Origin of the sequence: Parapedobacter sp. ISTM3 (assembly GCF_016533505.1) — a bacterium.
Classification (GTDB): Bacteria; Bacteroidota; Bacteroidia; order Sphingobacteriales; family Sphingobacteriaceae; genus Parapedobacter; species Parapedobacter luteus.
Window position 1 is genome coordinate 48,389 of record NZ_JAENGN010000011.1, and the last position, 21,568, is coordinate 69,956.

A 21,568-nucleotide genomic window follows, 5' to 3' on the forward strand; every position below is an offset into this window, starting at 1 on the left:
TATGTTTGCTCGGCGAACGTTAAACTCCAGATTCCCGGCATGCCCCCATTCCTCAGACAAGTTGCAGCAGATTTATTATCGCGCTTTGGCGATGACCTGAAAGACGTGGCTGTCGTGCTGACCAACAAGCGTCCCATCGTATTCCTGCGGAAGCACCTGGCCGACCTGTCGGGCAAGCCGCTTTGGAGTCCGTCATTTTTTACCATCCAGGAATTTCTTCGGCAGTCGGCCTCCCTGCCGGAAGCCAGTCCGCTCACCCAATTTTTTGTCTTGCATGGCCTGCATAACGGATTGCTGCGGGAGGAGGGACGGCCCGAGGAGTCGCCGGATGAGTTTTATCCCCTGGCCGAAACCATCCTGAGTGATTTTGCCCAGCTGGACTATGACCTCGTGCAGCCGGAAGAAGTTTATGCCGAGCTGCGCGACATCGCCCTGCTTCAGCAGCGCTTCCCCCACCTCTCGGCCGAACAGCAGCGGTTTATGCGGCAGTTTTGGGAATCGTTTTCCGTGGGCAAACAAACGGCCATCCAGCAGAAATTCCTGCAGCTGTGGGGGCGCCTGCCTCGGCTGTACCAACGGTTCAAAGAAGAATTGGCCCGCCAGCGGCTGGCCACAACGGCTGGCATTTACCGCGACCTCGTGGAGGGGCGTGCCGCCAAGCCTAATTTCCTTGCGGCATATAAACAGGCCGCATTTGTAGGCTTCAACGCGCTCAACCGTTGCGAAGCAAGCCTGTTCACCCGGTGGCAAGACGCCGGAAAGGCGTTGTTCTATTTCGACGCAGACAGCTACTACCTCGATGACGAGTTGCAGGAGGCTGGGCTCTTCCTCCGCAAAAATATCCGGCAATACGGCCTTCGGAATGCGCTGGGCGATTTCCCGGCCGTATTGGGCGCAAAAACCGACCGCATTGAGCTGTTGGCTACCGCGGGCAAGGTGGCACAGGCCAAACTCCTGCCGAACTTGTTGGCCGACCGGGCGGCGGACCGTGAGGCGCCCACCAGCACGGCCGTCATCCTCGCTGATGAGAGCCTGTTGATTCCGGTGTTGCAAAGTTTGCCGGATGGCCTGGATTTTAACGTGACCATGGGCTATCCACTCATGCAGTCTACCTTGTTCGGGTACATCGACGGGTGGCTGGCCGTCCAGCAGCAGCTGGCTGCCAATCAAGGCCGTTTCGTGCATCACCTGGATGTGGAAGCCATGCTCACCCACCCGCTTAGCGGTATATCGCTTGAAGAGCGGATGGCGCTGCAAGAACAGATAACCGCCAACGAATGGCTTGAAGTGCCCGCCGCTGAACTCCGGCTGAAGTCAGGCAGCTATCCGGCCTTCTTCGTTCTGCATAGCAGCAATGAGGCCGTGCTCCAGGCACTGCACGTCTTATTGGACGGCGTGCTACACCACCGCCAGCGTACCGATACCCTGCGGCATATGGAAGCCGTGCTCATCCTGGCGGTGAAGAAAGCGCTCAATCTGCTGCAGGAAGGGCTGGCCAACCACCCTGAATTGCCGATGCCTTTCCTGTGTGCACTCATCCGGAAGGCGCTCCAAGGCGTGTCGGCTCCCATCGAAGGCGAACCGTTAAAGGGCATCCAGATTATGGGGCTGCTGGAAAGCCGCTGCCTCGACTTTGATGAAGTGTATGTCGTGGGAGCGAACGAGGGGACATTGCCCAACATCACGGCGGCGCCTACTTTTATTCCCGACTCCATCCGACGCGCACATGGGCTGCCGGTGCTGGAAAACCAGGATGCCCTCTCGGCATACCTGTTTTACCGCTTGCTGCACCACCCCAGGCGCATTACCGTGGTATACAATGCCGTGGTGGATGACAGCAACAGCGGCGAGGTGAGCCGGTTTGTACGCCAGCTGGCTTTTGAAAGCCGGTTTGCGTTTGCCCACCGCAGCCAGCAGCAACCCATCAAAACGATATCCGCACCGCCTTCGCTCAACCTGCCGAAAACCGGGGCGGCGTGGCACAAGCTGAGCCGCTACCTGGACGATACGAACCCAGACCGGCCGAAGCTCTCGGCCTCAGCGCTGACCACCTACCTGCAATCGCCCTTGCTGTTTTTCCTCAAATATGTAGCAGGCATCAAGGAACCGCCCAGGGTGACGGAGGAGTTTGAGCTAAACCGACTGGGCTCCGTGGTGCACCGGGCGATGGAGGATGCGTATACCGAGCTGAAAGCGGAGAACGACCCCATCACGGCTCAAGGCATCCGCCAGCAAATTAAGGCGTTGCCGCGTACCTGCCTGCAAGCGCTGTCAAAGGAACTATACGGCGAGGCCGGAAGGATACAAACGCCCAACAGCATGCAGCGCATCCTGCTCAAGGTCGCCGAAGAGTATGCCGCGGTGTTTCTGCATTATGATGCCACGCACGTGGCCCCGCTGCGCATCGTGGAGCTGGAAAACGAGCGCGATTATTCCTTTGCCTTCCCGATTACGGTGCAGGGCCAGCCCCGCACGGTGCGGCTATACGGCATTATTGACCGGGTGGATGAAGTGAATGGCAAAACGCGCATCGTAGACTACAAAACGGGGCGCGACGAGGTGAAATACAATGGACTGGACACGCTGTTCGCACCGGCATCGGCCAAGAGCAATAAGGCGATGATCCAGACATTGTTTTATACCTATGTGTATGAGCAGGTAACGGGCAAGCGCGGCGTGGAGCCCAACCTGTACATTGCCCGCAGGCTACGCAAAGAAGGGCCGCTGTTTTACATGAGCGGGCGGGGCGGGCGGTACCTTGCCGAAGGTGCAGCATTGGAAGACATCAAAGCCCAATTCGAGGTATTCCTGCGGCAGACGCTGGAGGAGCTGTTCAACCCGGACATTCCCTTCCGCCATAATCCTGATGCGGTGCATTATCCCAACGACCCGTACCGGGAGTTTATCGGGATGCCTCACCCGGCGGAAGACGAATAACGGCAATTACCCCAACCGCTCTGCAATTGCGGCGATGCCATGTTTCTTGGCCACCTCCACGGCCATACGGCTGCGCTTCCCCGTGGTGCAGTAAAAAACAACCGTCCGGTCATTACCGGCCCATTCGGCCGCACGCTGCGGCAATTCATGAAGCGGAATGTTAATGTGGTCATCCGCGTGACCTTCTTCGTACTCCCACGCTTCCCGTACGTCCACCAACAAAGCGCCACCGGGCAGAGCACTCACTTCAACAGGCCTTCCCCCGGACTCCGCTTCCGGGACATAGCTCGTCTGTAATGCCTGGATATGCTTGTTTTCCTCAACGGCTGAAAAGCTGAACTGCTGATAACCGTTGCCGCGGATATCCACCAAAAGCAACCTGCCTGCCAGCACTTCGCCATACCCCCCTAACACTTTAAGGGCTTCATTAACCATCAGGGTACCGATGATGCCCGGCAACACGTTGAGCACGCCATCGATGGCACATGAGCCGCATTCGGCCGGCGGCTCAGGGTACAGGCAGCGGTAGGTGGGCCCTCCCGCATAATTAAATACTGACACCTGCCCCGTGTAGCGGTCGATAGCGCCCGACACGAACGGCACGCCTTGGATGACGCAGGCATCGTTGACCAAATACCGGGTTTCAAAGTTGTCCGTGCCGTCTATCACCAGGTCATGCCCGCCGACGAGCGACAGTGCATTGCTGGTTGACAGCGCTTCGGCATAGGCAGTGAACCGGACAAGCGGCTGCTGGGCGGCCAACCGCCGCACGGCCGTTTCGGCTTTGTTATTTCCGACATCGCCTGGCGAAAACAGCACCTGCCGGTGCAGGTTGTGGTAACTTACCGTGTCGGCATCGATGACGCTGACGTGCCCTACACCAGCCATGGCCAGGTATTGCAACACGGGGCATCCCAGCCCCCCTGCCCCCACAACCAATACACGGGCGGCTTTCAGGCGCTGCTGGGCTTCCCGCCCGAAGCCGGATAATTTCAGGTGGCGGTCGAAATAATGGATTTCCGTTTGTGTCAGTTGCTGTGCCATATTCAAGACAAACTTAACCAATTTCTTCCGGTAACGGGAATTTGCCGTTGGTCTCGCCGCCATGCAACGCGTGGTCCCAGTCCTTCCAGACGGGTTGATACCCTGCTTCCCTGATGACCTGTGCGATGATGGCCGGACTGCGCCCGTCGTCAATCTCAAACTGCTCAAGGCTCTGAGGCTCCACAGCATAACCACCGGGATTGGTCTTCGACCCGGCACTGATGGACGTAATCCCCAGCTTGATGATGTTGTCGCGAAACCGCGGACTTTCACGGGTAGACATGGACAGCTCCACCTCGCCATTGAACAGCCGCCATGCACAGATTAGCTGCACCAATTCCCGGTCGGTGATGACCGACTTGGGCTGCAGGCCGCCCACATGGGGACGTAGGCGGGGAAAGGACACCGAAAATTTGCTCTGCCAGTACGTCCGCTCAAGGTATTGCAGGTGCAGCGCCGCAAAAAAGCTATCGGTCCGCCAATCATCGAGCCCGAGCAAGGCGCCGATGCCGATTTTATGGATACCGGCCCGGCCAATACGGTCAGGGCATGCTAACCGGTAATCGAAGTTGGACTTTTTGCCCTTGGGGTGGTGCTTCCGGTAATCTTCCCGGTGGTAGGTTTCCTGATAAACGAGGATGGTGTTCACGCCCCGTGCACGCAGCTCGGCATAGTCAGCCTCGTCCAATGGCTGCACTTCCATGGCAATATGCTGGAAATGCTGTTTCACCAAGGGGAGCATCTGGCGGAAATAGGACATCCCCACGAGCTGCTGGGCCTCGCCCGTGACCAACAGGATGTGCTGATACCCCATCGCCTTCACGGCAAGCAATTCCTGCAGCAGTTCTGCAGCTGTTAGCGTTTTGCGGGGAATTTGGTTATCCAGGCTGAATCCGCAGTAGGTGCAGATATTTTGGCATTCGTTGGAGAGGTATAGCGGTGCGTACAGTTGGATGGTCTTACCGAAACGTTTTTGTGTGGCCTGCTGGCTGAGTAGCGCCATATGCTCCAGATAAGGTGCGGCCGCTGGAGAAATCAACGCCTTGAAGTCGTCCAATGTCCGTTGTTTCCTGGCCAACGCCCGCCGGACCTCCGCATCGGTCTTATTGTAAATAGACCGCAGCTCCTCGTTCCAATCGTATTGGTTGAATATCGATGTAAACATACTTTCTAATCCAAAAATGCCGTAAGCGGGCTTGTTGCGGAAGCGACCGATTGCTCGCCGGGCAGCCCGGCGAGAAAAGCCTGCCGCCCTGCACGGACCGCCCATTTGAACGCTTCAGCTATCTGCACCGGGTCGCCCGCCGTAGCCATTGCGGTATTGACCAGCACGGCATCCGCACCCAGTTCCATCGCCTGTGCGGCGTGGCTGGGCGCTCCAATGCCCGCATCTATCACCACCGGTACGTTGGCCTGATCAATAATGATGCGCAGCATATCCAGCATGGCCAGCCCTTTGTTGCTGCCGATGGGTGCGCCCAATGGCATGACGGCTGCCACGCCTACTTCTTCCAGCCGTTTGCACAGCACCGGATCAGCATGGCAATACGGCAGCACCACAAAACCCAGCTTAACCAATTGCTCGGCGGCGGCCAGCGTTTCAATCGGATCGGGCATGAGGTATTTCGGGTCGGGATGAATCTCCAGCTTCAACCAGCTGGTTTCCAGCGCTTCCCGCGCCAATTGCGCAACAAATACCGCCTCCGTGGCATTACGTACGCCGGAGGTGTTCGGCAGTAGTTGGATATGTGCATGCGCTAAATGCCGCAGCAAGGTATCTTCTTCCTGCCCGGTGTGCTCCACGCGCTTCAGTGCGACCGTCACAAGCTCGGTTTCCGAAGCCAGCAGGGCATTTTCCATCAGTTGATGGTCGCCGAATTTCCCTGTACCTGCAAATAAGCGGGAGGAAAATGTCTTGTCAGCTATTTTTAGTATGTCGTTCATTTTTTTGGTGATTGGTGGTCAGTGATGGGTGGTGGGTAATCGGTGAAGGGTGATGGGTGTTCAGCTGTGCGATAATGGCTTCGCAAGCGGTTGCCTTGTCCATGGCGGCGTGTATCGCTCCGGAAACAGCTACACCATGTATACCCGTATTTAGCAGTCCGCCGATATTTTCGGGGGTAATGCCGCCAATAGCTATTATCGGGATGCGGACACCGTGGATCCGCGCGGCGGCTACAATCCGGTGTATACCTTCCCCTCCCAGTACGGGGCTTAGCTTCTCCTTTGTCGATGTAAAACGGAAAGGCCCTACCCCGATGTAGTCGATGTCGTATTGGCTAAGCCGGAGCACATCGTCCAAGGTATTGGCGGTGCAGCCTATTATCTTGCCGGCACCAAGCAGATGCCGTGCTTCCGATGGGTGCATATCGTCTGCACCAAGATGCACACCGTCTGCATCCGCGGCTTTTGCCGCGTAGACATCATCGTTGATGATCAACGTGGCGCCGTAGTGTCTTATTCGCGGAAGTATCCGCAGCGCCTCAGCCAACCGCTCTTCTGTACGGGCCTCTTTCATGCGCAACTGTACCCACGAGCATCCGCCCCGACAGACGTCTTCCACCTGCTGGGCAATAGGATAATCGGGTAATGGGTGCGTGATGTAATGCAATTTATCAATGGTGTTCACGTTTCTCCTCATTAATCATTGTCAATTCATGGCCGATACCGGTCGCAGGGTCGCAGCCGCCGCTTGGTACGTCTCAAACCGTTGGAGTGGTTGCCCGCCCTTCCAGATATATCCCAGGGCGGCAGCAGCACCAAACCCATGTGACGACACGGCGGGTAGCCGTTCTGGCGTAATTCCGCCCAAAGCGACCCACAGCGTATTTCCTTTAGGCCGGTGGCTAGTCAGTAACGGTGCATTGCCCAGATATCCCTTTTTGGAAATACTGTCAAACACCGGACTGATGAACGCACGGTCGGCCACCCGGGCAGCAGCCGAAACCTCGGCAGGTGTGTGCGTCGAACAAGACACCAACCCCTCAACGGGTGGCACCCCTTTTTCAAGCAGGACACCCAACGGAAGATGCACACCCAGCAGGCCGAATTCAGCAGACAACGCCATGTGCCCGTGGATAACGATACGTTTATGGAAATCGGCGTGGATTCTTCGCAACAGCGCCCGCATCTCGTATCGGCTCGATTGGGGCTTGCGCAGGTGAAGCCCGGATAAACCCGCTTCAAACATGCTGTTGAGCACATCGGCTTCTCCCGGAAAGAAATCTTCTTGCGTAATCACCAGCAGTTGCATACGGCCATCAAGAATAAAGTTCAAAATTATTTTCCCGAAATTCTTTCGCCTTCTCCTCCATCCCCTTTGCCCGGGCTTCCGCACTGTCTATACCATTGTCCTCGGCATATTTCCGCACATCTTGCGTGATTTTCATGCTACAGAAATGCGGGCCGCACATGCTGCAAAAGTGGGCCGTTTTGGCCCCTTCGGCCGGCAGCGTTTCGTCGTGATATTCGCGGGCCGTATCGGGGTCCAGCGCTAAGTTGAACTGATCCTCCCAGCGGAACTCAAACCGGGCCTTGCTCATGGCATTGTCCCGATGCTGCGCACCCGGGTGCCCCTTGGCCAAGTCTGCGGCATGTGCTGCTATTTTGTAAGTAATAACCCCGTCTTTGACATCCTTCTTATTAGGCAGGCCAAGGTGTTCCTTGGGCGTTACATAGCAAAGCATGGCGGTGCCAAACCAGCCGATCATCGCGGCCCCGATGGCCGAAGTGATATGATCGTAGCCCGGCGCAATATCCGTGGTAAGCGGCCCCAACGTATAGAATGGGGCTTCTTTACATGCGGCCAGTTGCTTATCCATGTTGGCCTTTATCATGTGCATCGGCACATGCCCCGGTCCTTCTATCATCACCTGCACATCGTGCCGCCAGGCGATTTCCGTCAGCTCACCCAAGGTATCCAGTTCGGCAAACTGCGCCTCGTCGTTGGCGTCGGCGATGGAGCCGGGGCGCAGGCCATCACCCAGGGAAAACGCCACATCATACCGCTTCATAATTTCGCAGATATCCTCGAAATGCGTATACAGGAAACTCTCCTGGTGATGGGCCAGGCACCATTTAGCCATAATAGACCCACCACGCGACACGATACCGGTTGTCCGTTTCGCCGTCAACGGCACATAAGGCAACCGCACCCCCGCGTGGATGGTGAAGTAATCCACCCCTTGCTCGGCCTGTTCGATAAGGGTATCCCTGAATATTTCCCATGTCAATTCCTCCGCTTTACCTCCCACTTTTTCCAACGCCTGGTAGATAGGTACCGTGCCGATGGGCACGGGCGAGTTGCGGATGATCCACTCGCGGGTTTCATGGATGTTTTTACCCGTGGAGAGATCCATCACCGTGTCGGCGCCCCACCGGATTGCCCACACGAGTTTTTCGACCTCTTCCTCGATGCTGGAGGTCACCGCCGAATTGCCGATGTTGGCATTGATTTTCACGAGAAAATTACGCCCGATAATCATGGGCTCCGTCTCGGGATGGTTGATGTTGGCGGGAAGTATTGCCCTGCCCAGGGCTATTTCCTGCCGGACAAACTCCGGCGTGATGAAGCCATCATGCACATGTGCGCCAAAATTCTGGCCTTTGTGCTGCTGCCACATCGCGTCGTCCTTGCGGTAACATTGCTCCAGCCGCTGGTTTTCGCGGATGGCGACAAACTCCATTTCCGGCGTAATGATACCTTGCCGGGCATAATGCATCTGCGACACGTTTTTCCCCGCTTTGGCCGCACGGGGTGTCGCACTATGCTCGAACCGCAGGTAGTCCAGTGCAGGGTCGGAAAGGCGCGATTGGCCATACGCGGAAGATACCCCCGGCAGCATGTCGGTATCGCCACGTCCGGCAATCCAGCGTTCGCGGATGCGGGGCAACCCAAGCCGCACATCGATATCGACATTAGGGTCGGTATACGGTCCGCTCGTATCATACACGGTTACGGGCGGGTTATCCTCCACCTCATTGCGGAAGCGGTCTGTGGTTTTGGAAAGCGAAATTTCACGCATGGGCACACGGACATCATGGAGCGTTCCTGACACATAGATTTTTTTTGACTGCGGAAATGGTGTCCGTGTGATGGTGGTTTCGTTAGGGAGCTTTTCGGTTTTCATATCGTTCTATTTTGGATGGGTTATCCCCCCTGGGCCGCTTTGATTACCATGATGCGATCCCGGGGTTCAAGGAGTTTGGTATTCCAATGGCTTTGTGGGATAATGGTTTCGTTGACCGCTACAGCCACGCCTTTGGCGTGTACGACGCCATAGGCACGCAACACTTCCGAAAGTGGCGCCTCGGGTTTTGTAACAACTGTTTGGTGGTTAATAATGACTTCCATAGTGAGCATGTGTTAACATGCTTTAGGAAGCCACCAAAGGTGTGAGGAATCCGTTACTTTTCCCTTCGCAGGCATTATCCTGAGCAGGTTATGAGGGTTATTCTCAGCCTCCCGCGTATTACCGCGGGAAACACCCCTAAAGCATTGGTGCCAAAGATAAGTTTTTTTTGGATAATGGCAACTGTTTTTCGGTCCAGGTATATCGTCCCTCATGGTCAGCGCGACAGCATGCTGGGCACTGCTTGGGTTCGGTAGCCGCGCCTGCATAGGTTACCCCTGCTGTACTTCTTCGCTACTTCTTATTTACACATACCTTACCTTTTATTCGATATTTATTCGGTGTTTATTCGGATCATGTTCGGAGTTTACTCGGTTGTTAACCGAATAAACTAAAAAGAAAATGCAACTGATGTTCATACCATTATCCTGTTTCATGTAAATTTGGGGTAAGGTTGGTTTAAGTCATTAGTATGGAGAATCTGCCTGAAGTCAGGCCGCAAACGGGACATCGCATCGGGGCCTTACACCATTTACACTATTAAGCGTACCGAAGGAGAGCGTTACCGGGCAGCTTGTACAATCGCCAGCCGCTGTGCTACTTTGCCGGCAATTTCAAGAAAAGCGGCACGTGCTGAACTGTTTTCGTCCAACATCACTGGCAAGCCATTGTCTCCGGAGTCACTGATGCTCTTCACCAACGGGATTTCGCCCAGAAACGGCGCTTCAAATCGTTCAGCCAAGCGTTTACCGCCGTCTTTTCCAAAGATGTAGTATTTATGATTAGGCAATTCTGCCGGCGTGAAGTAAGCCATGTTTTCGACAACGCCCAGCAGCGGAATATTGATGGCATCCATCAAGAACATGCCGATGCCACGAACGGCGTCTGCCAAAGCAACATGCTGCGGCGTAGTGACTATCACCGCTCCGGCGATGGGGAAACCCTGGGCTACGGTAATATGTACGTCGCCCGTGCCCGGAGGAAGATCAACTATCAGATAATCCAACTCGCCCCAGTCCGCATCATTAAACAATTGCTTGACGGCCGTACTGACCATTGGGCCGCGCCAAGGAACGGGCTGATTCGGATCGGTAAAGAACCCGATAGACAGTAATTTCAAGCCGTATTTTTCAATGGGCTCAATCTTCGTCTTGCCATCGGCTGTTTTGGAAGCCTTGGGATGCGCACCCTCCAGCCCAAACATGATGGGCAGCGATGGCCCGTATATATCTGCATCCAGGAGTCCCGTGCTGGCGCCGGTAGCTTGCAGGGCCAGCGCCAGATTAGCAGCGACGGTAGATTTACCTACCCCCCCCTTGCCAGATGCGACCAAAATAATATTTTTGATGTTGGCCAACTGGCTGTGCCTGGAGCCAACCACATTGGACGTCATATTGATGTCTACGGCAATATCTTTATCCACGAAGAGCGCGATGGCATTGCGGCAAGCATGTTCGATATGCCCTTTCAATGGGCATGCCGGGGTGGTAAGCACCACATCGAACCGAATTTTCGACGGCGTGATTTCCACATTCCGAATCATATTCAGCGTGACCAGATCCTTCTTCAGATCCGGATCATCTACATGGCTCAACGCATGCAACACTTGTTCTTTCGTAATCATCTCGTTTCTATCGCTGTTTGCAAGTACAAACCGAGCAAAAATAGTCATTTAAAACTAAATTTGGGCGTTCCCGCCGGCCTTAAAAGGAAAATTATCATACGAGGAAACTGCCAAACGCCAAACACAAACTTGCCATATCTTTGTTTTTAATGATATTTATCCCGTATTTAGGCACACAGAATAGACCGGTATTGTTACGAATTGTATGTTTAGGGAACTGTTAAATAAAATAACCAAACGGCAGCTTGTCATTGGAGGTATCATATTGGGCGTCGTCGTCGTGAGTGGCATCGTCGCTTTTGCGGTTGCATACCATAAGCGGGAGGCACTACTGGCATCTACCATTGCTCGGATACAATCTACATTAACCGACGAACATCAAATCGACCTCACGATAGGAAGGGCCTATTTTTCTGGGCTGACCACCGTCACACTTGAAGATGTAAAAGCTATCCCGCAAGGCAAGGACCAGCTGGCTGGCGTGAAATCAATTGCCGTAAGCGTAAAATTATTTCCCTTGATCACAGGTGACGTCAGGTTCGGCCGTCTACGTGTACACGACGCCCGCATCCAACTCGTCAAAAGAGACAGCATCGGGAATTACGATTTCCTTTTTAGGGAAGCGGATACCACGGCAACCTATACCTCCGAACTTACGGGGGATACGGAGGAGGGCAATCTTAATATGGCTAACACAGCCAACCGGATGCTCAACAACATACTTTATAAAATTCCTGAAGACATGGAGTTGCGTAACTTACTGCTGACCTATCGCGACGACAGTATTCAGCAACGAATCAGCATTCCAAAGGCCGACATTGACAATGGTAGTCTCACCTCTGCCGTCTTCCTCAATGACAACGAAGCGGCGTGGCAGGTTTCGGGGAAACTTAATCCGGGCAGACGACAGCTTTATGTAAAGGTACACGCCAACGGCCAGCAAATCGCACTGCCTTTGCTCGAGCAGAAGCTCGGCTTAAAATTGAGTTTTGACACGATCGAGACCCGCCTGCGGGAAGTGTACTGGACCAACAACGAATTCTTGCATATTAAAGGTGAGTGGGCGGTTAAAAACCTAACGGTCAACCATTGGCGTATCGCCCAAGAAGATGTTATCCTGCCCGATGCCCACGTCGATGCCGAGATCATCGTTGGTGATAGCGAAGTGGAGCTTTCCAAGGAATCAACCATAACCGTCAAGAAATTGCAAATCCACCCGTTTATCCGCTATACGGCGTTCCCAGACACCACTTACGCCATTGCGCTGGAAACTCCCGAGATGGACGCACAGGATCTATTTGATGCATTTCCGGATGGGCTTTTTGAATCATTAGAAGGCATACGCGTATCCGGCAAAATCCAATACAAGCTGGAAACGTTTCTTGACACCAGCAATCCAGATAGTGTCCAGTTTAGTTCAAAAATGGAGCAGGAAGGATTTAACGTCAATGCATGGGGCAAGGCTAATATTCCGAAAATCAACACAACGTTTGTGTATACGCCCTATGAAGAGGGAAAGCCCGTGCGCGAGATTATTGTTGGCCCCGAAAATCCGAATTTTATTCCGCTTGCGGAGATTTCGCCAAACCTCAAGAACGCCATCCTGACTACGGAAGATCCTTCATTCTTTAGCCACAACGGCTTTGTTGAGGAGGCCATCCGGTCTTCCATTGCTATAAACTACAAGGAAAAAGCGTTTAGACGTGGCGGCAGCACCATCTCCATGCAACTGGTCAAAAATGTATTCCTCAACCGCAATAAAACGATAGTACGCAAACTGGAAGAGATACTCATCGTATGGCTGATGGAAAGCACCCATGCAGTAAGCAAAGAACGGATGTACGAAGTCTACCTCAATATTATTGAATGGGGGCGCAATGTCTATGGCATCAGCGAAGCGTCGCGGTATTACTTCGGCAAACATCCCTCCCAGCTCTCCCTTGGGGAGAGTATTTATTTGGCGAGCATCGTCCCCAGACCTAAGACGGGCTTATATTCCTTCGCTTATGATGGCAGTCTTAAGTCATATATTTCTCCGTATTTCAGTTATATCGGCAATATTATGGCAAGGCGCGGTTTGGCACCTGCCGATTCCTCGACGAGCTATGGCTTTTATACCGTGCGCTTACGCGAAGCCCTGCGTCCGGAAAGACCGGCGGTAGACACCTTGCAGCTTCAGATGCCTGCTACCGACTTTGACGCTGAGTTGGAGGAAGTACGTGGCCTGTTGGATCGCATATTTAGCAAGGATAAAAAACAGGAAGAAAATCCGGAGGACCCGCAATGAAAGTAACCATCAATCAAAAAGAGTTCGAGCGCATCATTGACTACAACCAAATCAAGAAGCGGATCCGGCTTATCGGCATACAGCTCAATGTGGCATACGAGCATCAACACCCGATTTTTGTCGGCGTGCTCAACGGCTGTTTTATGTTCATGGCCGACCTGATGAAACAAATCCATATCGCCTGCGAGGTGTCATTCGTCAAACTTTCATCCTATGACGGTTCGGCCCGGCGGGATCAAGTAACGGAACTGATCGGCTTGGACGTCGACCTGGAGGGCCGGGATATCGTTATCGTTGAGGACATTGTCGATACAGGCAACTCCCTCAAGCATACCCTTGATTTGGTAAACAAACAAAACCCTGCCTCAGTAGCGGTGTGTACGCTGCTGCTAAAACCCAGTGCGGTGACCCATACTTTTGACAATATCGCTTATGTAGGATTTGAGATCGACAACGATTTTGTGGTCGGATATGGGCTAGACTACCGAGGCCTCGGGCGGACGCTGCCCGATATTTACAAGGAAATCACTTCCTGAGGATCCCAGAAAACCGCACGGAAATTCACTATTCGGTCATCCACCACCTCTACCCCTTCGTTCTCGAGCAACTGTTGCATTAACGATGAGCTTCCAAACGCCATTTTGCCACTCAGGACACCTATGCGATTGACCACGCGGTGAGCGGGCACGGGTGGATTGGCCCGGTGAGCAGCGCGCATTGCGTACCCCACCATCCGTGAAGACCCAGCAGCGCCCAATGAACGCGCAATGGCCCCATAGGAGGTCACCCGCCCTTCCGGAATTTGCCGGACAATTTCATACACCCGTTCAAAAAAGTTTGCCGTGCCTTTTATCTCCATACCTTGCCTACGACATCGTTTTCGTAAAAAAATCAACGTCATCCGTGCTGCAGCTCAAAAATTTGAGCTATAATTGAAAAAAAATCAATTATAATCAGCAGCAACAAAGCTAAACTATTTATTTGATTAACTTATCAATAGCATTATGAACACTTCATCATATGGCAAAAGCCGGCGGTTAAATGGTTTGTTTGCCGTCGTTTTGGCGAGCGCCGTGTCCGCCTCATGTACCACCTCAGCAACAAGTGATGGCTGGCAATCCTTGTTTAACGGTGAAACGTTGGAGGGATGGCGATCAGTGGGAGGCGAGGCCCCTTACGCGGTTGAAGACGGTGCTATCGTCGGAACAATGACTGCGGGCACACCCAATTCGTTCCTGATTACAGAACAGGAGTATGGCGATTTTATCCTTGAGTTGGACGTAAAACTGGAAGGGGAAACAACCAATTCCGGCGTTCAGACGCGCAGCCATATCAGCGAAAGCGGCAACGGACGCGTTTATGGCAGGCAGGTTGAAATAGACCCTACGCCTCGGGCATGGACAGGCGGCATTTATGACGAAGCACGCCGCGGTTGGCTTTATCCGCTTGACTTGAATGAAGAAGCCAAAACCGCTTATAAAAAGGACGCCTACAATCATATTCGTATCGAGGCTATTGGCAATGAAACAAAAACATGGATAAACGACATCCCGGTAGCCCATGTGGTCGACACCATCGATGCCACCGGCTTCATTGGGTTACAGGTGCATAGCATTAACGACTCCTCGTTGGCTGGGAAAAAGGTCTATTTCAAAAATATCCGGATTCAAACTGAAAACCTGCAACCGAAGGATTTTCCGTCCGGCATCTACACCGTAAATTTGACACCAAATAGCCTCACAGCCTATGAAGAACAAAGTGGATACAAGCTGCTCTTCGACGGAACCAGCAATGCCGGCTGGGTAGGTGCATATAAAGATACGTTCCCCGCCAAGGGATGGGATATCAAGGATGGCAGCATTACGGTATTGCCCGCTGATGGCGGAGAGTCTACCAATGGGGGTGATATCGTGACCACCGAGCAGTTTAGTGCTTTTGACCTGTCGTTTGAGTTTAAGCTCACCGAAGGTGCCAATAGCGGCGTAAAATATTTCGTCACACTCGCCGAAAAGAATACAGGGTCGGCTATTGGGCTGGAGTACCAAGTACTGGATGACGAGCGGCATCCGGATGCTAAAATGGGTAAAGACGGAAACCGTACACTGGCCTCGCTATATGACTTGATCAAGGCTAACAAAAGCAGCCGTTCGACACGTAATATCGGCGAATGGAACAAAGGCCGGATTGTGGTAGCACCGGACAACACCGTCACCCACTATCTCAACGGCGAAAAGGTCGTGCAATATGTACGCGGTTCGGACGAATATAAAAGATTGGTCAGCGAAAGCAAGTACAAAAACTGGGAGAATTTCGGCCAGGCAGACAAGGGGCATATTTTGCTACAGGATCACGGCGACCGGGTAAGTTTCCGCAGCATAAAAATCAAGAGCCTTTAAAACCATTGATTTTTGCCTAACTTTACTGCCTTTAATTTGATTATGGCAATGAAGTGGTTTGTATTGGTAGTCAGTTTTTGGTTTGTCCATGCCTATGCTGTTTTTGCCCATGCGCCAAATGCCTTACCGCAAGAGCCGCTAATCTTATCCGCACGTGATTCGATAAAGCAAGCGCAAATCGCTGAAAAAAAACGACTGGCTGATTCCATTGCACGTATGCAGGACTCATTGCGTATGCAGTACATCGGTATGCCAGATCCTGAACGGCCCAACCAATTCGCTGATAGTTTGCGGGAGCTTTTGGTCGTGGAAAAAGGCGACTTCATAAGCTGGCTGGCATTTGCCCGTTCATTGGAAGAAGACATCAAGATAGACGACGAGAAGCCCCGTCGCGAGCCGTGGATTATCATGGCCATCGGCATACTCTTGCTTTTCCTCGGAATTGTGCGGGCTGCGTTTCCCAATGAAGTGGCATCCATCGTCCAAGCATTTTACAGCGATCGCATGTTATTACAAATCAACAAGGAAGACACCTTGTACAGTTCCTGGCCTTTTGTCTTTTTATATGTATTGTTTGGTTTTGCGCTGGGGCTGTTCCTCTACTTATGCAGTTTGTATTATAGCACGCATACCGGTTCCAACGGCATTGAGACCTTTTTCGGGATTTCCGTTTTTGTCATGGTATTGTTTATACTCAAAATTATCGCCACGCGATTTTTGGGATTTGTTTTTGATATGCAACGCCTCGTGCGTGAATATGTATCGATATTATATTTAAGTTATTTTAATGCTGCGCTGGTATTTCTGCCCGTTATATTAGTATTAAGTTTAGCTCCACAGAACCAAATGGTTTGGGTCATTCCCATGACGTTGATTGTCGTATCCTGTTTGTTCATTTTCCGGTTTGCAAAGACGGCTACCAACTTGCTAACCAATCACCGATTTTCAAAGTTTTATTTATTTATGTATCTTTGCTGCCTCGAAATCGCTCCAGTACTTATTTTGATAAAAGTACTCAGTAATTAAGGAAAAAAACATGCAAGTGTCAGAAGCAGATAGAGCAAAGAAAGTAAAAAGCATTTTAGTGACGTTGCCTAAGCCCGAGAACGAGAAATCACCATATTTCGCTTTGGCACAAAAGTATAACCTAAAGCTTGATTTCAGAGCCTTTATTCATGTGGAAGGTGTCCCCGCACGCGATGTCCGTAAAGAGCAGCGGATTAATCCCGCGGATTTCACTGCAGTCATCTTCACCAGTCGCAACGCTGCTGACCATTTCTTCCGCATTTGCGAAGAAATGCGCTACGACGTACCTGCAGACCTGAAATACTTCTGTCTTTCGGAAACCATCGCTTTGTACCTGCAAAAGTACATCCAGTACCGCAAACGCAAGATTTTCTTTGGCAAGCAAACAGCTAAGGATTTGGCCGATGTATTAAAGAAACATGCCAAAGAAAAGTTTTTATATCCATGCTCTGACGTAGCCAATGAAGAAACCTATAATTGGCTGCAGGAAAACGGTTATCAGGTCACACCCGCCGTGCTTTTCCGTACGGTGGTAAGCGATTTGTCCGATTTAAAAGACGTATTTTACGATATTATCGTCTTTTTCAGCCCGTCCAGCGTGCAATCCCTATTTGAAAACTTCCCCGACTTCAAGCAAAACAACACACGTCTCGCCGCCTTCGGATCCAGCACTCATCAAGCCATATTAGACAGGGGTTTGATCCTGGATATAGCAGCCCCAACACCCGAAGCGCCCAGCATGACCATGGCGGTTGAACAATACATCAAAATGGCAAACAAATAGGCCGTTTCTCACGTGCTGCATTGCGCTGGGACGGCTTTTTTTAAAAATATCTTTCTCTTCGGTCGGGAAATATCATTTCTTTTAATAAATTTATGCCGTCGTTCTGATAGCGATTAGCGCAGAATTCCATCTACATAGAAAACGTTATTTTGAGCATGTTAGAAAAGATAATTACATTTGCGCCAATGAAGCAAACAAACGATTTGAAGATATTTTTGGTTTGAAATTTGCTATCATACGGGTTATTAATCATGGACTTTATGGATAAATCACGAAAATTGTTTGTAAAGTTAAAAACCATTAGTGACCATGGCATTCTGCTTATAATCAATAGAATCTAAATGAACAAAAGATATTTACTACTAGTTCCCATCTTCATATTCGTTATTTTCTCAGTTGGTTGTAGTCGTTCGGGCGGAGGTGAGTTGGTTGGCGTAAAACGTGAGCGTTTAAAAACCAACCGCGTTCCTCATGGGATGGTGCTCGTTCCAGGCGGCACATTTATCATGGGCCAATCGGATCAGGATATCACCTTTGCACAGGTTGCTCAAAACAGACAGGTTACCATATCGTCGTTTTACATGGACGATACCGAAATCTCCAACAGCGAATACCGGCAATTCGTCAATTGGGTTCGTGACTCCATTTTGATATACAATTTTTTACAGGATGACAATTACTTTGTACAGGTGGAGGGCACTAATGAACGATACATCGATTGGTCCAAAGTAAACAACGGCAAGCGCTCGTTATGGAATTCGAAGGACCAGGCCGTCCGTGAGCGCACGCGGCAAATGTACTATCAAGGTGAAGACCGCATTTTTGGGAAGGACGAACTTGATGTGCGTTTACTGCGCTATCATTATGAGTGGTATGACTTACGCGCTGCTACCGCTGCAAAAAACGATCCTACGAAAACACGTTCTGACTTTATCCGGCGTGACACCATTCTGGTGTATCCGGACACGACTGTCTGGCTTAATGATTTCAGCTATGCCCAAAATGAGCCCATGGTTGAGGGATATTTTTCACATCCTTCGTTTGACGAGTATCCTGTAGTAGGTGTCACCTGGCGCCAAGCCCAGGCTTTTAATACCTGGCGCTCCCGGCTTTTTGAGAATCACCAGCGGAGCCGGGGCGGAAATCGCGAAATCAGACAACCTTATATGCTGCCTTCTGAGGCAGAATGGGAATATGCGGCTCGAGGAGGCCGCGTCGGCTCACCATATCCTTGGGGAGGCCCTTCCGCACGGAATGCAAAGGGTTGTCTTATGGCCAATTTCAAGCCTGGAAGGGGGAACTACATTGACGACGGCGCTGCATATACCGCTCCCGTCTACTCATATTTCCCCAACGACTTCGGTCTGTACAATATGGCCGGCAATGTGGCGGAGTGGACTTCTTCTTCCTTCAATGAGTCTGCGTCCTCTTTTGTTCATGACATGAATCCCACCTATCGATATGACGCCAAACCAGGAGACCCCCAGTCTCTGCAGCGTAAAGTCATCCGAGGCGGCTCGTGGAAAGATGTTGGGTACTTTTTGCAAAATTCTGCACGTGCCTATGAATATCAAGATACCGCCAAATCTTATATCGGCTTTAGAAGTGTGTCGGCGTATCCGGGTGTAGATCCAATGAATAATTAACAAAACCATAATCAACTTTCAAACAACTTATTTTTATTTCAGTACTACCATGGCAGAAAAACGTAAATTTAAAGTAGGTATTAATAACATCGTATCCTGGGGAGCGACCGTGGTCATTATCGGACTCATGGCAAAACTACAGCATTGGCCGGCGGGGGACTGGTTAATTGTGTTGGGGCTTGGCACCGAAGCCGTGTTATTTTTTCTGTTAGGGTTTCAAACGGAAGAGAAAGATGTGGACTGGACACGGGTGTACCCGGAACTGGCCGAAGATTATAAAGGCGAACTACCTAAAGCTTCCGTTGCCGCATCACCCGTGTCAAATGTAGGCACTACCGCAGCACTTGACAAGATGTTACAAGATGCCCGAATAAGCCCCGATTTAATCGGAAACCTTGGCGATGGTCTGCGTACATTCGGCGAAAAGGTGGCTGCCATCTCCAATGTATCCGATGCATCGCTGGCAACCAGCCAGTTTACTGAAAAAATAAAAGGCGCAACCAATAGCTTTGATAAACTGAACGTCGCTTTTGAAAAGGCTTCCAGTGATTTGGCAAATATCGGCAGCGCCAGCACCGATGCCAAGACTTATCAAGAACAGGTAAATAAGCTTGCAACCAATCTGCAACAACTTAACGCGGTGTACGAGCTTGAGCTCAAAGAGTCAGGCAGTAAGCTGAAGAGCATCACCCAACATTATGACAGCATTGCACAAACACTGAAAAACTTCGGCGAATCGGCTACCGATGCGCAACAGCTCAAAGAGCAGGTGAGCCATTTGAATAAGAGCCTCGCCTCGCTAAATGCCATTTACGGCAATATGCTGGCCGCCATGAATCAACCACGCGTGTAATTTATTAGGTAAATAGCAACAACCCACAAACCGTAAACAGTAAATTACAACATGGCAGCAGGAAAACAGACCCCCAGGCAACGAATGATGGGCATTTTATACCTTGTCCTATTGGGATTGGTGGCGTTGAACGTAAGTGATTCTGTGCTCGATGCCTTCAAAAACCTTGAAATAAGCTTGGGTACTTCCACCAAAAACACACAGGAAGGTATAGACAATATGTTTAACGCCTTTAGGGCCACTAAATTGAAAGATGAGCCGGATCGGGCACAACCCATCTTAAACAAAGCAGAACAAGCTACCCAATTGGCCAATAACTTGTCCAATTATATCGATTCCTTAAAAACACTACTCGAGTTGGAAGGGGGCGGACAAAATGAAGCAACGGGAGATGTCAGAAAGCGCGACAACCTAAGCATCAGCCCCCGAATTATGATCAAACAAAAGGAAAAACGTGCAGAAAAGCTACGTAACCTCATCAATGAGACCCGCGAACAGCTACTTGCATTATCCAACAATGAGGTGACATTTTCATTGGATGCCCAGGATCCACCTTCACGCGGCGGCATTCAAAAATCGTGGGAACAGGCAAATTTTGGCGATGGTATCCCGCTGACGGCGGCTATCACCGCTTTGGAAAAAATCAAAGCCGATGTTAAAAATGCGGAAGCGGCAGTTGTAAAACATATCTTTGGTGAGATGGACATGGCCGTGGTAAACTTAGACAGGTTTGCAGCCGTAGCGGTGGCGCCATCATCTTACATCATTCAGGGGCAGCCCTATACAGCCAAGGTGTTCTTGACTGCTTATGACTCGAAATCCAATCCTGAAATATTTGTAGGGAACAATGCGCTGCCGGTCACTGACGGTCAAGCCACATATTCGGTCAACACCTCCAGTGAGGGTGTCTTCAATTGGACGGGCACCATCCGCGTGAAGCAGACCGATGGTACCGTGAAGGAATACGTCACGGAGCCGCAAACATACCAAGTGGCTCGCCCGTCGGCCGTCGTGTCGCCGGATGCCATGAATGTGCTATACATTGGCGTTGACAACCCGATATCTGTCTCGGCTCCGGGAATTCCCAAAGAGAGCTTAGCGGTGAGCGGAGAAGGGGTCAGCGTATCCGGTTCAGGCGGTAAATACGTCGCCCGCGTGACTCAGCCTGGTACGGCAAGCATCAATGTATCGGCGAGGATAGGTGATCAAACACAATCCCTTGGTTCGACAAATTTCCGTGTAAAGCGCATACCCAAACCACAAGCTCGTGTAGCCGGTCGGTCAGGTGGGGCGGTGGCCGCCGCCCAAATCAAAGGGCAAAACCGAATTTTTGCCGCGCTTGATGACTTTGAGTTTGATGCCAAATTCAATATTTCGCGGTTTTCCATGTTGATACAAAAACCACGGGTCGATCCAATGGGTCCATACCAAGGCACCGACGGAACATTTTCCGGGCCAATGCAGAATGCATTGAGTTCGGTTTCGCCGGGTTCTTTTGTGTTCTTTTACAACATCATTGCGGTAGGACCTGACGGTATACAGCAAGAATTAGATCCAATTTCGTTCAGAATTAATTAACTTAGCGATTCAAGGAGGTTGTGATAATGAAAGTGTATGGTT

18 protein-coding genes and 1 riboswitch are annotated in these 21,568 nt (G+C 51.4%); of the genes, 9 read left to right on the forward strand and 9 right to left on the reverse strand.

Annotation, left to right across the window (positions count from 1 at the left end; translation table 11 throughout):
• Window positions 1–39 precede the first annotated feature (39 nt).
• Complete coding sequence (locus JHJ32_RS14890) at window positions 40–2,937, forward strand: PD-(D/E)XK nuclease family protein (RefSeq protein ID WP_200121481.1); 2,898 nt, start codon at window positions 40–42, stop codon at window positions 2,935–2,937.
• A gap of 6 nt (window positions 2,938–2,943) precedes the next feature.
• On the opposite strand, the gene JHJ32_RS14895 is transcribed toward JHJ32_RS14890, so the two are convergent.
• The 8 genes from JHJ32_RS14895 to JHJ32_RS14930 all read right to left on the reverse strand — a co-directional run bounded on the left by JHJ32_RS14895 (window position 2,944) and on the right by JHJ32_RS14930 (window position 10,956).
• The gene (locus tag JHJ32_RS14895; protein WP_233632679.1) at window positions 2,944–3,981 is read right to left on the reverse strand and encodes a HesA/MoeB/ThiF family protein; all 1,038 of its coding nucleotides are present in this window, start codon (window positions 3,979–3,981) and stop codon (window positions 2,944–2,946) included.
• A 13-nt stretch (window positions 3,982–3,994) separates the two neighbouring features.
• Window positions 3,995–5,146, reverse strand: coding sequence for a 2-iminoacetate synthase ThiH (gene thiH, locus JHJ32_RS14900; protein WP_200121482.1), 1,152 nt, complete (start codon window positions 5,144–5,146; stop codon window positions 3,995–3,997).
• A 5-nt stretch (window positions 5,147–5,151) separates the two neighbouring features.
• Window positions 5,152–5,925, reverse strand: coding sequence for a thiazole synthase (locus tag JHJ32_RS14905; RefSeq protein ID WP_233632680.1), 774 nt, complete (start codon window positions 5,923–5,925; stop codon window positions 5,152–5,154).
• Window positions 5,900–6,622 (reverse strand): thiamine phosphate synthase, encoded by a 723-nt coding sequence (thiE, locus tag JHJ32_RS14910; RefSeq protein ID WP_079718082.1) that lies wholly within the window; start codon window positions 6,620–6,622, stop codon window positions 5,900–5,902. The genes JHJ32_RS14905 and thiE overlap by 26 nt, the downstream gene beginning before the upstream one ends.
• 9 nt (window positions 6,623–6,631) lie before the next feature.
• Window positions 6,632–7,258 carry a thiamine phosphate synthase gene (locus JHJ32_RS14915; protein ID WP_200121483.1) on the reverse strand — a complete coding sequence of 209 codons (627 nt, stop codon included), beginning with the start codon at window positions 7,256–7,258 and terminating at the stop codon, window positions 6,632–6,634.
• Window positions 7,242–9,110, reverse strand: coding sequence for a phosphomethylpyrimidine synthase ThiC (thiC, locus tag JHJ32_RS14920; RefSeq protein ID WP_200121484.1), 1,869 nt, complete (start codon window positions 9,108–9,110; stop codon window positions 7,242–7,244). The genes JHJ32_RS14915 and thiC overlap by 17 nt, the downstream gene beginning before the upstream one ends.
• Before the next feature lie 20 nt (window positions 9,111–9,130).
• Window positions 9,131–9,334, reverse strand: a complete 204-nt coding sequence (gene thiS / locus JHJ32_RS14925; protein ID WP_200121485.1) for a sulfur carrier protein ThiS — start codon at window positions 9,332–9,334, stop codon at window positions 9,131–9,133.
• 43 nt (window positions 9,335–9,377) lie between these two features.
• A riboswitch (TPP riboswitch) is annotated at window positions 9,378–9,482 on the reverse strand.
• A 412-nt stretch (window positions 9,483–9,894) separates the two neighbouring features.
• Window positions 9,895–10,956 (reverse strand): Mrp/NBP35 family ATP-binding protein, encoded by a 1,062-nt coding sequence (locus JHJ32_RS14930; protein ID WP_079718078.1) that lies wholly within the window; start codon window positions 10,954–10,956, stop codon window positions 9,895–9,897.
• Between the two features lie 205 nt (window positions 10,957–11,161).
• Here JHJ32_RS14930 and JHJ32_RS14935 point away from each other — a divergent pair, with 205 nt between their 5' ends.
• Together JHJ32_RS14935 and hpt are read left to right on the forward strand one after the other, a co-directional pair.
• Complete coding sequence (locus JHJ32_RS14935) at window positions 11,162–13,243, forward strand: biosynthetic peptidoglycan transglycosylase (RefSeq protein WP_200121486.1); 2,082 nt, start codon at window positions 11,162–11,164, stop codon at window positions 13,241–13,243.
• Window positions 13,240–13,779 (forward strand): hypoxanthine phosphoribosyltransferase, encoded by a 540-nt coding sequence (gene hpt / locus JHJ32_RS14940; protein WP_200121487.1) that lies wholly within the window; start codon window positions 13,240–13,242, stop codon window positions 13,777–13,779. Before JHJ32_RS14935 ends, hpt begins: the two co-directional genes overlap by 4 nt.
• On the opposite strand, the gene JHJ32_RS14945 is transcribed toward hpt, so the two are convergent.
• Window positions 13,758–14,102, reverse strand: a complete 345-nt coding sequence (locus tag JHJ32_RS14945) for an MGMT family protein (protein ID WP_200121488.1) — start codon at window positions 14,100–14,102, stop codon at window positions 13,758–13,760. The genes hpt and JHJ32_RS14945 overlap by 22 nt on opposite strands.
• 145 nt (window positions 14,103–14,247) lie before the next feature.
• Here JHJ32_RS14945 and JHJ32_RS14950 point away from each other — a divergent pair, with 145 nt between their 5' ends.
• From JHJ32_RS14950 to gldM, 6 genes are all read left to right on the forward strand, one after another.
• Window positions 14,248–15,639, forward strand: a complete 1,392-nt coding sequence (locus tag JHJ32_RS14950; RefSeq protein ID WP_200121489.1) for a DUF1080 domain-containing protein — start codon at window positions 14,248–14,250, stop codon at window positions 15,637–15,639.
• 48 nt (window positions 15,640–15,687) lie between these two features.
• On the forward strand, window positions 15,688–16,665 hold the full coding sequence (locus tag JHJ32_RS14955) for a DUF4271 domain-containing protein (RefSeq protein ID WP_200121490.1): 978 nt from the start codon (window positions 15,688–15,690) through the stop codon (window positions 16,663–16,665).
• 10 nt (window positions 16,666–16,675) lie between these two features.
• Window positions 16,676–17,449 carry a uroporphyrinogen-III synthase gene (locus JHJ32_RS14960; RefSeq protein WP_079718072.1) on the forward strand — a complete coding sequence of 258 codons (774 nt, stop codon included), beginning with the start codon at window positions 16,676–16,678 and terminating at the stop codon, window positions 17,447–17,449.
• Between the two features lie 341 nt (window positions 17,450–17,790).
• Window positions 17,791–19,095 carry an SUMF1/EgtB/PvdO family nonheme iron enzyme gene (locus JHJ32_RS14965; RefSeq protein ID WP_079718071.1) on the forward strand — a complete coding sequence of 435 codons (1,305 nt, stop codon included), beginning with the start codon at window positions 17,791–17,793 and terminating at the stop codon, window positions 19,093–19,095.
• Window positions 19,096–19,144: 49 nt separating this feature from the next.
• On the forward strand, window positions 19,145–19,948 hold the full coding sequence (gene gldL / locus JHJ32_RS14970; protein WP_079718070.1) for a gliding motility protein GldL: 804 nt from the start codon (window positions 19,145–19,147) through the stop codon (window positions 19,946–19,948).
• A gap of 51 nt (window positions 19,949–19,999) precedes the next feature.
• Complete coding sequence (gldM, locus tag JHJ32_RS14975) at window positions 20,000–21,526, forward strand: gliding motility protein GldM (protein WP_079718069.1); 1,527 nt, start codon at window positions 20,000–20,002, stop codon at window positions 21,524–21,526.
• Window positions 21,527–21,568: the final 42 nt, after the last annotated feature.